Source organism: Streptomyces sp. NPDC048258 (genome assembly GCF_043201995.1).
In the GTDB taxonomy this organism is placed as follows: domain Bacteria; phylum Actinomycetota; class Actinomycetes; order Streptomycetales; family Streptomycetaceae; genus Streptomyces.
This window is the reverse complement of the sequence record NZ_JBICZH010000017.1, coordinates 125,528-138,297: the sequence shown is the minus strand read 5'-3', so window position 1 is coordinate 138,297 and position 12,770 is coordinate 125,528. Positions and strand designations below refer to the sequence as shown.

The window sequence follows — 12,770 nt, the reverse complement described above, 5'->3', positions numbered from 1 at the left end:
GGCTTGCGTGTCGGTCTTGTGAGCCACCCGATGCTGCGATGCGCCGCTTCCCTGTCCCATCCGCCACCGGGAACTCATCGCAGGGTGAGCGTGGTCTCGGATTCGACGCGGGACAGCTTCTCCGGGTTGCGTACGTAGTACAGGCCGGTGATGCGGGCGTCCTCGACACGGAGCGCCATGACACCGTCGATCTCCCCGTCCAGGTGTACGAGGAGTGCCGGGCTGCCGTTGACCACGGTGGGAGCGACGGAGATCGGGCGCTTGTTCTTGCCGAGGCCGCCGACCATGAAGCGGGCCACCTTGTCGGCGCCGGTGATCGGCCGCAGCGCGGCCTGCTTGATGCCGCCGCCGTCGCTCACGAGGACGACCTCCGGGGCGAGCACGTCGAGGAGGCCCTGCAGGTCCCCGGTCTCGAGTACGCGCTGGAACGACTCCAGGGCCGCCCGGGTCTCGCCGGGCGAGACTGCCTGGCGGGGGCGGCGGGCATCGACGTGCCGACGGGCGCGGTGGGCGATCTGGCGGACGGCCGCGGGGCTCTTGTCGACGGCGGCGGCGATCTCGTCGTAGCCGACATCGAAGGCCTCGCGCAGCACGAAGACGGCGCGCTCGGTCGGCGACAGCGTTTCGAGGACGAGCATCATCGCCATCGACACGCTCTCGGCGAGCTCGACGTCCTGGGCCACGTCCGGTGCGGTGAGCATCGGCTCGGGCAGCCAGGGGCCGACGTACGCCTCCTTGCGGCGGCTCATGGTGCGCAGCCGGTTGAGGGCCTGCCGGGTCGTGATCCGGACCAGGTAGGCGCGCTGGTCGCGCACCTCGACCAAGTCGACCTTGGCCCACCGCAGCCAGGTTTCCTGGAGGACGTCCTCGGCGTCGGCCGCCGATCCGAGCATCTCGTACGCGACGGTGAAGAGCAGGTTGCGGTGGGCGACGAACGTCTCGGTCGCCGGGTCGGTGGCGTGGTCGCTCATATCCCGATCTCTCTCTTTCGCGGCCGGCCCTTGCTGCCGAAGCCTACGAGCCTGCATCCACAGCAAGGGCCTTGTCGTCGGTAGCCGTTCGGCCTGGCCGCCGGATCCGTGTGGTCGGACCGGATCGGCCACGCGTGCCCGGACAGGACCTAGGCGGCCCGTGCAGCGGTGGCCGGCGCCTCGCCGCCCTTGGCCCGCAGCGACTCCTGGCGCTTGGCGCCTCCTGAGACGCGGTGCAAGCCGTACGAACCGGGCTTGCCCGCCTCGCCGGCCAGATGCTTGACGATGCCCCTGCACACGAACTCCTTCAGCCTCGCGCCAGGGCGACCGTCGATGTGGAACCACAGCGCGACGTCGTACCTGTGGGCGAACTGGAAGATGCCGGCGCGTCGGCCCAGGCTGATGCACTGGCCGGCGAACACCTGGTTGAGGGGCGAGGGCTGCTCACCCGCGATCCGGCTGAGCACCGTGTCGGCGGCCCGCGCGCCCAGGGGCATCGCGGCCTGGCAGCTCATCCGCAGCGGCAGGTCCGACGGTGCCGCCGAGTCCCCGGCCGCGACGATGCGCACGTCGTCCACGCTGGTCAACGTCTCGTCGGTGAGCAGCCGTCCCAGGGCGTCGGTGCTCAGCCCGCTGCGCACGGCCAGGTCCGGCACCCCGAATCCGGCGGTCCAGATGGTCACCGTGCTCGGCAGCTGGCGGCCGCCGCTGAGCCACACGGCATCGGGGGTCACGGCCGTCACCGACGCGCCGGGGCCGTCGAGCACGGTCACACCGAGCCTGGCCAGCCGCTCGGCGACCGAGCGCCGGCCCCGCGGGTGCAGGTACGGACCGAGCACCCCGCCGCACACCAGGGTCACGGCGCGGCCCTCCTCCGCCAGCTCGGCGGCGGTCTCGATGCCGGTCGGACCGGCGCCGACGACCGTCACCGCCGCCGTCGCGGGCGCGGCGTCGAGGACCGGGCGCAGCCGCGCCGCCTCCTCGAAGGTGGCGATCGGGTAGGCGAACTCCGCCGCCCCGGGCACCTGCGGGTCGGCGCTGCCGCTGCCCACCGCGTAGATCAGGTAGTCGTAACCGACCGTGCCGCCCGACGCCAACGTCACGCTGCGCCCGGCCGCGTCGATTCGTGCCACGGTGTCGACCACCAGCCGGACGCCCTCGCCCAGGACCTCTCGGTAGTCGACGACCGCGTCGTCGGACCCGCCCACCAGCTGGTGCAGGCGGATCCGCTCGACGAAGTCCGGACGCGGGTTGATCAGCGTCACGGTCACGTCGTCGCGCTGCGTCAGGCGATTGGCGGCCATGACGCCGGCGTAGCCGCCGCCGATCACGACCACATCGGTGTTCTCGGTCATGGTGATTCCCGTTCTTTCGTTGTCGGCTGTCGGGCACGAGACACCGACGACCTGGCCCGTGTGACAGGTACGGCTGTGTGACCTGCGCCATAGAGAACTCACAAGAGTGCATTCGCTGCACTGCTATGCAATGACTGCATGAAGATATACTCATGCCGTGAGCAGCCGTCAAGACATCCGCCGACCCACCCGACCCGGGAGCCACAGGGCACGATGACCAGTGACGATCCAGTCCGCCGTGGCGGACGCGAAGCGCAGCGTCGCCGCACCCGCAAGGCGATCGTCGACGCGGCAGTACGACTGAGCGCCGGCGGAGCGACGCCGTCCATCGACGAGATCGCGGCCGCCGCCGACGTGTCACGTCGCACGATCTACGTGTACTTCCCGAGCCTCGACCACCTGCTGATCGACGCGACCGCCGGCGCGCTCAACGAGCCCCCGGTCGAGGAGGCACTGGCCGACCCCGCGCTCGCCGACGACCCCGCGGCCCGGGTGGACGCCCTCATCCGGACGCTGCTGAAGTACTCACCGCAGTCGCTTCCCCTGGGCCGCCGGCTGATCCGCCTGACCGTCGATCCGCCGGCGAGCGGCACCCAGGAGCCGGCCGCCCCGCGCCGGGGCCCCCGCCGGGTGGAATGGCTGGAGCAGGCCTGCGAACCGCTCCGCGGAACCCTGAGCCAGGAGGCGTTCCGGCGCCTGATCTCGGCCCTGACCATCGTGGTCGGCTGGGAGGCGCAGATCGCCCTGCGCGACGTCCGCGGCCTCGACCCGCAGGCCGAACAGGAGGCCATCACCTGGGCCGCACGTGTCCTGGTAGAGGCGGCGATCAAGGAACACGAGACGGACGGCCCGGAAGGCGACGCCGCCCCGCGCACCGGCCGGCGCTGACGGCGGCCGGGGCCTGGCTGTTGAAGGCCATGGCGACGGAACGGGGACACTCCACCGGCCGGTGTCCGTGCTCCAACGCAGCTTGACGAGGGAGCAGGCCCCGGTCACGGGTGCGTGACGCCATACTCGACGCATGTCTGCGCCCGAACGGTCTGCGTCGCGTCAGGTTTTCAGGATACCGGCCATGATCTTTGCACTCGCCGGAATCATCCTGATCCTCTACGAGGCGGTGCGGGGGGTGAGCTATCCGAGTTGGGTGTACCCGGCTGCGATCACCGTGATGCTCGGCGCCCTCGGGGCGGCGTGGCTCTTCCGCGATTCCGTGACCTCGGGCCCTCAGGATCGGGGCACGACGGAGCGGACAACCGGTCAGCGGCCATCTGCCCTCAGCTGGACAAACGTGCAACTGATCGTCTTTTCAGCGCTCTTGTCGTGGTACGGGATGCGCAACGTCCTCGGCATCTACAAGACCAGCGGTCATCTGGGTCCGCAGGACGCGCCCGACATTCTCGTGGCCGGCGGTGCGCTCTCGGCCTTCCTGACGGCCATCAGCCTGGCGGTGTCCCGCGTCCTGCGCGCAGATGGCGCGCAGCGACATGCGCGGGGGCAGGGAGCGCAGGCGGAGCACGAGGGTCGCGCGGCAGAGATCCGAGCCGAATTCGAAGGCAGGGCGGCGGAGACCAAGGCCGAGTTCGAAGGCCGGGCCCTGGTGATCATGGCGGAGGCTGTCCGCCGGAGGGCGGACGCCGAGTATCTGCGCGCGGAGAAGGGTATTGAACCTCTTCCCGTACAGGACCCCGACTCTTCGGGCCTTCCGGCCATCGGGCCCGCGCCGGGTCCCAACGGCGCGTCGCCTGGCTCGGCACGGACCGCGCTCCCTCCCGGTTCGGGTGAAGCCGAAACGCCCTGAATCGCCTCCGGTGTCCCGGCGGCCGGGATGATCCTCGACCCCGTGGGCCGACGCGTCCCCCCATGCGTCGGCCCACGGCAGGGCAGTGCAACGCGATGGGATGCGATGCACTGCCCGGAGGAGCGACCCCCGTTCGCTGAAATGAAGTTATCTAGATTTGGAGAACTGATCAAGTCGGGCAGTCGTTAGAGTTGGTGCGCCCCACCGTCTCAGCCCGGGAGAACTCATGCCGGTTCGTCACTTCGACGGACAGCTGCTTCGCAAAGTACGCCGAGCCGCCGACCTGACCCAGGGAGACATAGCGGAGAGGCTCGGAGTCTCCGTACCGGCGGTCGTCGGCTGGGAGAGCGGCAAGTCGGCGCCGGACGGCGAGAAGCTCCCCGCCCTCGCGCGGGCACTCGGCATGAGACTGGACGAACTGTTCCCGCGGGTGCTGCCTCCGGACCTCGCCGATCTGCGCTGCGACGCGGGGTACTCCCAGTACCAGACGGCCGCCATCACCGGGACGCGGAGCGCCGGTCCGGTGGCCAATGCCGAACGGGGCAGGCGCCGCCTCGCGGAGAGGTTCCTGCCGCTTCTGGCCCAGGCGTACGGGGTGGGCGTGCCGGAGCTGCTGGCCGCCCAGGAACGTTCCTTCCGTCCCGGCCCCGACGGGACACCCCCGACCGACGGCCCGGGACGGACTTCTGAGCCCGCGTCGGACGCCGTACCCACGGCGCCGGCCGATCTGCCGCGCACCCTGGAGGAGAAGATCGCCCATCTCCTCGAGGCGACGTACACAGCGCCCCATCCCACCGACGCCCAGATCGCCGAACGCGGCAACGCCACGGTCAACGCCCAGGTGCTGAGCGAAGGCCTCGTCCGCGGCCTGCGCACGGGTGAGGTGCGTGTGGTGTCCGACGAGGTCCTGGACGCGCTCGCCGCCGCACTGGCCGTTCCGCCGCTGTTCTTCAGGAGCGACGACGCCGAAGTGCACCGGATCATCAGCGGCATGCGCCTGGTGAGCGGAGGGCTGGCCGGCATCGCGGCCCGGGGAGGCGCCGACGGGCTTCCCGCCGAACTGCTGGACTTCATCGGCGGCGTCGTCGACGGAATGCGGCCGAAGTGAGCCGCTGAGCATCCCGGCGACCGCACGGCCCCGCACGCCGACGACAACAGGGACGAGGCCCGGAGCGCCCAGCCCGTCAGCCTCCTGGCCGGCGCGGCGGCCCGGGCCGCGCTCGAGTCATCGGCCGTGCGCACCGCGCGGGTACGAGGGCCCTACGCGCCGGCCAGCAGGCTGACCAGGCGCTCCGCGATCTGGCGGGGTTCGGGTCCGTCCGAGGCGCTGGTCATCAGCAGGTGGTGCACGGTCCCGACCAATGCCAGAGCTGTCGTCGCGGTGTCGGTGCCGGACGGGATCCGGCCCAGTCGGCTCTCGGCGTCGAGATGGCCGGCGACCGCGTCCTGGACGGCCGAGAAGGCGGGCGCCCCCGCCTCCAGCCCTTGGCGCGTGTGCAGGACGGCTGCCGGGCGGGTCATCGCGAGGGTGACCACCGCGGGATTCACGGAGGTCAGCAGGGCGACCGTGACCGTGACGAGGTTGGCCCGCACCGTGTCCCGCCCGACCATTGCCCGGGGCGCCGGGCGTGCCGAAGGGACGGGCCCGCGGCGCCCTGCAGGACGCACTGTGACCCCACGAGACGGGCGGCGGAGTCGCACTGCGGAGCACCGCATGGCTGGTGACCGCGCGCCGACCCGCCGCGCACGGCTCCTGAGGGCACCCCTCGGGCCGCCACGTCCCGAGCAAGGAGTGCACCCACTGATGTGGCCGGGATCCGACGTCCCGGAACTCAGCCCATCGCCTGGATCAGGTCGGTGCACGCCTGCTCGCAGGAGCGGCAGGCTTCGGCGCAGACGCGGCAGTGCTCATGCGTGTCCGCATGCCTTTCGCATGCGTCACCGCACGCCTTGCACGCCATCGCGCACGCCTGGAGCATCGCGCGCGTGATGTCGGCGTCGTAGCCGGTGTGGCGTGAGAGCACGGAAGCCGTGGTGTTGCAGATGTCGGCGCAGTCCATGTCGGTGCGGATGCACGTGGCCAGGTCGCCCACCATGCCCTCCGACAGGCAGGCGTCCGCGCATGCCGTACACGCCTGCGCGCAGGTGATGCACTCCTCGATGCAGCGGGTGAGCTTGGCCCGGTCGATGTCCCCGAGGTCGGCCGGGTAGGTGGCGAGCATGTCCTTCACGGTGGACATCAGGATGCCTCCGTTCCCCGCAGGGCCGGCGGACCCGGAGCGGCCGCCATGGAAGCCCCCGGTACCTCCAGCTAACCCCTCTCGACGCGAAGCCGCCCGGGATCGTCACGCGCAGGCGCGGGAATCCTCGAGCAGCTCCCCCGCGATCGCGGGATCTGCGCGCGTGTACGCCTCGCAGACGCGCAGCAGCCACGGCACCTCCTCGGAGTGGAAGTCCTCTCCCGCGGAGGGAAACTCGGCCGGTACGCCCGGCTCGCGGACCGGAGCCCGCATGTTCAGGCGCGCGGACATGATCCAGTACGCCTGTGCGACGGCCTCGGCGTCCTGACCGGTGTGCCCCTCGCTCTCGGCGAGTTCCAGCGCCAGCTGGTAGAGGTCGCCGGGAGCGCGTCGGCGCATCGCGTGGATGACGTCACGGATCTCGGTGGCGTACCGCCCCAGCCGCGCGTGCGGTGAGGCGTCGTGCGAGACCAGATCGCGCATGGTGTCGAGACGGTCGGCAAAGTGACGACCCACCCCCGACCCTGCCCCCGACCCCAACCCTGAGCGCGGCCCCGGCAGGAGTCGGCTCGGTGCCTGGCGCACCAGATCCGGGGCGGTCAGCGCCAGGTCCCGCCACAGCGGATGGAGCCCCGCCAGCGTCTTGTACGCCCGTACGCGGTTCACCGCCGCCTGCGTCGCCGGGGCGATGACGCCCAGCGCCCAGCACAGGAAGGAGGCGTAGAGCATGGCGTCGGTGACGGCCTCCTGCGCGTGGGCGCTGCCGTCCGGGACGGGACGGACGGCGACGAGGACGCTGTAGACGGCCCGGACCACCGCGTACAGCGCGCCCGCCGCCATGCCGACGGCCATCAGCGTCAGCCCGGTACGGAGCGTCCGGCGGGTGGCCGCCCGGGCGGCGCCCGCCCACTGGTATCCGCACAGCGTGATCACGGCGCCGCAGTAGCCGTAGAACAGCGTCATGTAGACGGCCAGACCGGGTTCTCCGGCGTGCCGGTCCATGAAGTGGGAGTCCTCCGGCACCGGTCCCCGGTCCAGGGCCAGGAGGAAGACCGCCGCCATGACGGCGATGACCAGCGCCGCCGCGGCCACGCCGTAGCGCTGGACCGCCACCGTGACGCGCACCCGCCGGGAGGACGGTCCCCCGACCACCGCGCCCTCGCGGTACACCGCCGCGATGTACCGGAGCAGCACGCACATCCCCGCCACGGTGAGGCAGTGCTTGAGCAGCGTCGCCAGGTCGTCCACGCCGAGGCCGTCGACCAGGTACCTGCCGAGGCCGGTGCGCATCAGCCAGGCACAGGCCAGTACGGCGAAGGCGCCCCACAGCGAGCGCTCGCGTACGCGGCCCCGCAGGGCGGAGGGAATCCTCCAGAGCGCCTGGACGAGGAGGAGCAGCACGATTCCGTAGGTCAAAAAGTCAGACAAGACCACTCCTGGCCGGGCGGGAGAAGGGACGGGAGAGGGTGTCGTCGAGGCCCCGCAGCGTGCCGTCCTCGATGCGGCCGGAGGCGGCCGCCGCTTCCTCGTGCAGCAGATCGGCGATCATCTCGGCGCGCATCTCGACGTGGGTGTCGTAGCGGCGCCGGGCCATGAAGGGGCCCGCGCCGGCCAGGCGGGCGAGCAACTCCGGGGAGAAGTCCGGCAGAAGCGCCGCCGCTTGCTCGGGGTACGTCTTCGGATCGTCGCACCACAGATGAGCCAGCTCGTGGAAGAGGACCCGCTGGCGGTGGTACCCCGAGATGCTCTCCGGGATGAAGATCAGGTCCAGCAGGAGTCCCTCGGGCCGGATCCACAGCCCGCAGACGTCACTCTGTCCGAGCAGCCGGTCCGGAACGGACACGAGCTCGACGCGCCGCCCTCGTTCGGCCTCGATGCCCGAGATCAGCGCGGCCGTACTGAAGGGGTGGGGCAACGGCATCTCCCGGAGCGCGCGACGGGCCTCCTTGCGGGCGACACGATGCCTGACCGCACCCTCGGCCCTGCCGCCCGTCCGATCGAGTCGGCGCATGAACGTTTCCCCCCGCAGCGCCCTGCGTCCTCTCCCGGACGCGATCAGACCGAAGTTCGAAATCCTAAGGCCGGGGGGCGGACCGCTGAACACCAGCACCCCGTTGCGGACACGGCCGGCCGGAGGACCCGGGGGATGCCTCCCGGCCGGATGTCGGCACCGGGCGTAGTCCGGATCAGTCACGTACGGGATGCCCGTGGTAGCCGACGGGGCGGTGTGCCGCGTCTGCGGTACCGGAGACGGGCGGGACGCGGGATAATCGGGTCCATGGTCACGCTCTCCTCCACCGGCCCGGCGCCCTCGGCGGCCGAGGTGCTGCACGCCCGCTACGCGGGCCGGCTCCCCGCCTCGCTGGAGAAGCTCGCAGGTCCGCGGCACGGAGTGGTCGAGCTGCCCCTGCACGTGGCCTGGTCCGGACTGCGCGCCTACGACCTGGACCGCCCGCGCCTGCGCATGGGCCTGTACCGCACCGTCCTGGCCGAGGGGCAGCACGAGGACCTCGTGACCCTGCTGAACCGCGACCTCCTCCTGGCGCAGTGGCCCGTCCTGCGCACCCTGGTCAGTCGGCACGTACGGCAGGTCTGGGAGGAAGCCTTCCCCGAGCTGGCGACCGCTGGGTCCGCCGCGGCGTGAAACTGAGCGACCTGCACCGCCGGCTCCTGGCCGCCGTCATCGACATCGGCACCCCGTACCCCCTCGTGATCACCGGCGGGTACGCCGTCCAGGCGCACGGCCTCGTCGAGCGCCTGAGCCAGGACCTCGACGTCGCCACCGAGAACCCGGCTCCGATGGCGGAGATCGTCGCCAGCCTGGAGCAGGGCCTGGCCGCGCGGGGCTGGCGGGTGCGCGTGATCGACGTGGACGCCCTGTCGGCCCGGCTGATGGCCGCCGACCCGGACACCGGCGAGGAGTGCGAGGTCGATGTCCTGAAGGAGCACTTCTGGACGCCGCCGGCCCAGACCGAGTACGGGCCGGTCCTCGCCTTCGACTCGGTCATCGGCACCAAGGTGCGCGCCCTGGCCGACCGCGGCGCCGTCCGCGATTTCATCGATGTCCACGCCGCCTCCCGCCACCGCACCACCAATGAGCTGGAGCGGCTCGGCAGGCGGCACGGCCGCGACGAGTTCCGTCTCCAGGATCTGCGCGACCGCCTGGCCGGCGCGGACTGGGCCGACGACGCCGAGTTCGCCGCGTACGGACTCACCGAGGACGAGACGGCCGAGCTGCGCGCCTGGGCCCAGCAGTGGGTGAACGACCTCGGCCGACGCCTCCACGACCACGACGACGACGACGAAGCCTGACGTTCGGTTGGAGTCCGGCTCGAACCGATCGGCGGCCGGAGTGTTGGTTCAGCTCGTGGCGGCTTCGGCGGATCGTGGGTGGAGGCTGCTGTTGTGGTCTTCCGCGTCGGCGCTACCTGCTGAGCCGAACCCGGACAGGACTTCGAGGATCTGCTCGAAAGGGACCCGGTCCGCGTACGACGAGTCACGGGACCCGAAGCGGCGTAGGGCCGAATCCGCTGGGGAGAGGCCCCCGTCTGTTCCTTGATGCCCCGAACACCGAGCAGGAGTGGCGGAGCGCGACCTGGGCGACGCCGACGCCTCCAGCCGCGGCATGCAGCTCGTCGCCGACGGTGGCGGCCGCCTCGCCCCCGCCGCGGCCTCGCCCACCTGGCCCGCCTCGCCGGGGGCTTCCCCACCGCCCTCACCACCGCCGGGACACTCGGCAGCGAAGGCCGTCGGCACCGGGTCCTGGGCGACATCTGGTGGGTCCACGCCGAGACCGAGCTCGCCGCCACCGCGTACGCATCGATGACGAGGACGGCGCGATCGAGTACTACGAGCGCTTGCGGGAGATGGCCGCGTTGGCGGTCGAAATCGGGAAGGCCAACGCCCGGTAGCGGCGGGTGGTGACGGGGGCGCCGGCGCGGGCCGGTGCTCAGGCCTGGGCGCGGCGCACGTCGATGTTGCCGTAGCGGGTCCGGGCGCGGACCTCGACGGTTTCCTCGGTCTCCTCCGGAGCCTTGGAGGCGGTGAGCGTGTTGCGTACCTGCCCGTGGTCGGAGTTGACGTCGAGCCAGGCGGCGGTGCCCTCGCGGATGCCGACCTCGATGGCGCCGTAGGAGGTCTCCAACTGGACGGTTCCTCGGGCGACTTCGGCGACGCGCAGAGTGCCGTGGGCGGTGGTGGCGGCGACCGAGCCCTCGGCGCGCGCGATGTCGATGTCGCCGTTGGCGCCGCTCACCCGCAGGTCGCCGGCCGCGGCGCCGACGGTCGTCGTGCCGTGCGAGTTCTTCAGGACGGCGGGACCGTCGACGGTGCCGACGCGCAGGCTGCCGGAGCTGGTGCTGATCTCGGCCATGCCCTCGATCCGGTCGACGGTGATCGAGCCGTGGGAGGCGGTCAGCTGGAGCGGCCCGGTCGTGTCGAGGCGGACGTCACCGGACGAGGTCTTCACGCGGACCTCGCCGAGCCGGCCCTCGCCGAGCACCTGGGCCCAGGCGCCGGTCATGTCGACGCGCGAGCCCGTGGGCAGTTCGACCGTCACGTCGACGGTGCCGGTGCGCCCGAAAAGGTAGCGCTGCTTGGGCGTCCTGACGGTCAGCACGCCGCTCGCGTACGTGACCTCGGTCTGGTCGGCCGACCGCACGTCCTGGTCCCGCTTCGGGTCGCGGGGCCGTACCTCGACCACCGTGTCGAGACGGTCGCCCGCGGTGAACCGGATGGAACCGGCGTCCACGTGGGCGGTGGCCGAAATCGGTTCGGGAGTGTCGAAAGAAGGCATGGCTGTACCGTCCTCATGAGTCCTTGGGTCGTCCCCGCTGGTGGGACGTGGTGTGGGTGAAGTGGGGCGGCGCGGGCGCGGCTAACGCACCCAGCCCGTGAAGCTCTGTCCGACGGTGCGGGCCCTCTCCGTCGTACGCGGCGTGCCACCGCTCTCGACCGCGGCCGACACGGCCCGGATCAGCCACGCGTTGACCGACAGGCCCTCGCGGCCCGCGGCCTCCTCGGCGCGTGCCTTGAGGTGGGCCGGCAGACGCAGATTGACGCGGGCGGTGCCGCCCTCGTCGCCGTCGGCGGGCGGCTGCGCCTTGAACGGTTCGGCGGGCGCGGCGGGCTCCGTGGGGCGGTGCTCGGCGGGCGGCAGCGTCACCACGAAGTCGGGGTCGAGCCCGCGCAGCCGTACGTCGACCGAGCCGGGGGCGAGCTCGCGGGTGATCTCGTCCATCGCGGCGGAGAGCACATTGAGCATGGTCAGACGGGTCGCCGTCTCCAGCGGAGCGGTGAGCCGTTCGGCCAGCTCGCGGGCATCTTCCCCGCCGGCTTCGGCGGCCACCGCGAGTTCACGGCGGAGGGTGTCGACATACGGGGTGAGGTCCATGACGTCATGATGGCACCATCATGGCACCCTCCGCAAGGCCGGCGGCACCCTGTGTGGCGCGGACTGGAGAATGGTCGCTCTGACCTGTGGAAACGCGAAGGACACGACCTGCACCATTGTGGCGCCATGCGTGCTCATGCGGCTTCTGGAGCGCGGGATGGCACTAAGTGGCACCGCGTGGCGCCACTTAGTGCCACTCGGTGCCACGTGATGTCGGACGCCCACGTCGCGGAGCTCGACGTCCCCATGTGTGCCGGGCGGGCGGCGAGGTCACGGGGTCACGGTGGTGGGGTCGCTGCCAAGGGCGGCGGCGAGGAGGGTGCGGAGGTGGTCGGCTTCCGGAATCAGCGTGGCCTCGATCTGGTCGTCGGTGCGGCCGGCCAGGGTGAGTTCCTGGATGCGCCGGAACAGCAGACGGTCCGCCGCGGCGATCAGGGCGGCGGCGGCCCGGGGCGCGATGGCCGGGGCGGGATCCGGGGCGATGGCCGGGGCGGGATCCGGGGCGGGATCCGGGGCGGCGGCGGTCAGCGCTGCGGCGAGTGCCTCCTCCCGCTGGTCGTGCAGTTCGCGCAGCCGAGCGGTGAGGGTGGGGCTGTCGGCGACCATGCGGGCGAACGCGGGGCCGGTGAAGCCGACGACGGGGCTGTGTTCCAGCAGGGCGGTGCGGAACGTCCGCCCCAAGGCGGTGAGCGGGTCTTCGCCGGGCCCGCGCTCGGCGACCGTCCGGGCCAGGCCTTGGGTGAACGCCTCGTGGTGGTCGAGGGCCAGGTCTTCCTTGCGGGGGAAGTAGTTGGTCACCGTCTTCTTGGCCACGCGGGCCGCGGCGGCGATCTCGGCGATGGTGGTCTGCTCGAAGCCCTGCTCGATGAAGAGCCTGGTCGCGCAGTCGGAGATCAGCTGCCTGGTCTCCTGCTTCTTGGACTCACGGAGCCCCAGTTCGATACCCATGAAGAAAGTTTACACCCGTAGCAAAATTACTCTTGACCGACCCGAAGGTCTCTGCGAAAGTTACGT

Annotated in this window: 14 protein-coding genes; 5 read left to right on the top strand and 9 right to left on the bottom strand. The window is 71.6% G+C overall.

Going from position 1 to position 12,770, the window contains the following annotated elements:
* Positions 1-74 precede the first annotated feature (74 nt).
* Entirely contained in the window at positions 75-971 is an 897-nt protein-coding gene (locus ACGFYQ_RS31420) for an RNA polymerase sigma-70 factor (RefSeq protein ID WP_393749568.1), read from the bottom strand.
* Positions 972-1,120: 149 nt separating this feature from the next.
* Positions 1,121-2,326, bottom strand: coding sequence for an NAD(P)/FAD-dependent oxidoreductase (locus ACGFYQ_RS31415; RefSeq protein ID WP_393749567.1), 1,206 nt, complete (start codon positions 2,324-2,326; stop codon positions 1,121-1,123).
* Positions 2,327-2,539: 213 nt separating this feature from the next.
* Between ACGFYQ_RS31415 and ACGFYQ_RS31410 the strand changes: the two genes are divergently transcribed.
* The 3 genes from ACGFYQ_RS31410 (at position 2,540) to ACGFYQ_RS31400 (ending at position 5,232) form a co-directional block, all read left to right on the top strand.
* Entirely contained in the window at positions 2,540-3,214 is a 675-nt protein-coding gene (locus ACGFYQ_RS31410; protein WP_393749566.1) for a TetR/AcrR family transcriptional regulator, read from the top strand.
* A gap of 184 nt (positions 3,215-3,398) precedes the next feature.
* The gene (locus ACGFYQ_RS31405; RefSeq protein ID WP_393749565.1) at positions 3,399-4,124 is read left to right on the top strand and encodes a hypothetical protein; all 726 of its coding nucleotides are present in this window, start codon (positions 3,399-3,401) and stop codon (positions 4,122-4,124) included.
* Between the two features lie 226 nt (positions 4,125-4,350).
* Complete coding sequence (locus ACGFYQ_RS31400) at positions 4,351-5,232, top strand: helix-turn-helix domain-containing protein (protein WP_393749564.1); 882 nt, start codon at positions 4,351-4,353, stop codon at positions 5,230-5,232.
* 152 nt (positions 5,233-5,384) lie between these two features.
* Here the strand turns inward: ACGFYQ_RS31400 and ACGFYQ_RS31395 are convergent, their stop codons facing one another.
* From ACGFYQ_RS31395 to ACGFYQ_RS31380, 4 genes are all read right to left on the bottom strand, one after another.
* A complete protein-coding gene (locus tag ACGFYQ_RS31395) occupies positions 5,385-5,717 on the bottom strand; it encodes a hypothetical protein (protein WP_393749563.1) in 333 nt (110 codons plus the stop codon).
* 239 nt (positions 5,718-5,956) lie between these two features.
* Positions 5,957-6,364, bottom strand: a complete 408-nt coding sequence (locus ACGFYQ_RS31390; protein WP_393749562.1) for a four-helix bundle copper-binding protein — start codon at positions 6,362-6,364, stop codon at positions 5,957-5,959.
* Positions 6,365-6,469: 105 nt separating this feature from the next.
* Entirely contained in the window at positions 6,470-7,792 is a 1,323-nt protein-coding gene (locus ACGFYQ_RS31385) for an MAB_1171c family putative transporter (protein ID WP_393749561.1), read from the bottom strand.
* The gene (locus ACGFYQ_RS31380; protein ID WP_393749560.1) at positions 7,785-8,375 is read right to left on the bottom strand and encodes a hypothetical protein; all 591 of its coding nucleotides are present in this window, start codon (positions 8,373-8,375) and stop codon (positions 7,785-7,787) included. The genes ACGFYQ_RS31385 and ACGFYQ_RS31380 overlap by 8 nt, the downstream gene beginning before the upstream one ends.
* A 267-nt stretch (positions 8,376-8,642) precedes the next feature.
* Between ACGFYQ_RS31380 and ACGFYQ_RS31375 the strand changes: the two genes are divergently transcribed.
* Both ACGFYQ_RS31375 and ACGFYQ_RS31370 read left to right on the top strand, forming a co-directional pair.
* Positions 8,643-9,008 (top strand): hypothetical protein, encoded by a 366-nt coding sequence (locus tag ACGFYQ_RS31375; protein WP_393749559.1) that lies wholly within the window; start codon positions 8,643-8,645, stop codon positions 9,006-9,008.
* Positions 9,005-9,676: a nucleotidyl transferase AbiEii/AbiGii toxin family protein gene (locus ACGFYQ_RS31370; RefSeq protein WP_393749558.1), complete on the top strand. Its 672-nt coding sequence runs from the start codon at positions 9,005-9,007 to the stop codon at positions 9,674-9,676. The genes ACGFYQ_RS31375 and ACGFYQ_RS31370 overlap by 4 nt, the downstream gene beginning before the upstream one ends.
* Positions 9,677-10,313: 637 nt before the next feature.
* Here the strand turns inward: ACGFYQ_RS31370 and ACGFYQ_RS31365 are convergent.
* From ACGFYQ_RS31365 to ACGFYQ_RS31355, 3 genes are all read right to left on the bottom strand, one after another.
* Positions 10,314-11,159: a DUF4097 domain-containing protein gene (locus ACGFYQ_RS31365; RefSeq protein ID WP_393749557.1), complete on the bottom strand. Its 846-nt coding sequence runs from the start codon at positions 11,157-11,159 to the stop codon at positions 10,314-10,316.
* 81 nt (positions 11,160-11,240) lie between these two features.
* Positions 11,241-11,756 (bottom strand): hypothetical protein, encoded by a 516-nt coding sequence (locus ACGFYQ_RS31360; RefSeq protein WP_393749556.1) that lies wholly within the window; start codon positions 11,754-11,756, stop codon positions 11,241-11,243.
* 270 nt (positions 11,757-12,026) lie between these two features.
* Positions 12,027-12,704 (bottom strand): TetR/AcrR family transcriptional regulator, encoded by a 678-nt coding sequence (locus ACGFYQ_RS31355; protein WP_393749555.1) that lies wholly within the window; start codon positions 12,702-12,704, stop codon positions 12,027-12,029.
* Positions 12,705-12,770: the final 66 nt, after the last annotated feature.

Bases quoted from the DNA above. Each gene is read 5' to 3' on its own strand.
- ACGFYQ_RS31420 (WP_393749568.1), bottom strand. From the start codon at position 971: ATGAGCGACCACGCCACCGACCCGGCGACCGAGACGTTCGTCGCCCAC.
- ACGFYQ_RS31415 (WP_393749567.1), bottom strand. From the start codon at position 2,326: ATGACCGAGAACACCGATGTGGTCGTGATCGGCGGCGGCTACGCCGGC.
- ACGFYQ_RS31410 (WP_393749566.1), top strand. From the start codon at position 2,540: ATGACCAGTGACGATCCAGTCCGCCGTGGCGGACGCGAAGCGCAGCGT.
- ACGFYQ_RS31405 (WP_393749565.1), top strand. From the start codon at position 3,399: ATGATCTTTGCACTCGCCGGAATCATCCTGATCCTCTACGAGGCGGTG.
- ACGFYQ_RS31400 (WP_393749564.1), top strand. From the start codon at position 4,351: ATGCCGGTTCGTCACTTCGACGGACAGCTGCTTCGCAAAGTACGCCGA.
- ACGFYQ_RS31390 (WP_393749562.1), bottom strand. From the start codon at position 6,364: ATGTCCACCGTGAAGGACATGCTCGCCACCTACCCGGCCGACCTCGGG.
- ACGFYQ_RS31380 (WP_393749560.1), bottom strand. From the start codon at position 8,375: ATGCGCCGACTCGATCGGACGGGCGGCAGGGCCGAGGGTGCGGTCAGG.
- ACGFYQ_RS31375 (WP_393749559.1), top strand. From the start codon at position 8,643: ATGGTCACGCTCTCCTCCACCGGCCCGGCGCCCTCGGCGGCCGAGGTG.
- ACGFYQ_RS31365 (WP_393749557.1), bottom strand. From the start codon at position 11,159: ATGCCTTCTTTCGACACTCCCGAACCGATTTCGGCCACCGCCCACGTG.
- ACGFYQ_RS31360 (WP_393749556.1), bottom strand. From the start codon at position 11,756: ATGGACCTCACCCCGTATGTCGACACCCTCCGCCGTGAACTCGCGGTG.
- ACGFYQ_RS31355 (WP_393749555.1), bottom strand. From the start codon at position 12,704: ATGGGTATCGAACTGGGGCTCCGTGAGTCCAAGAAGCAGGAGACCAGG.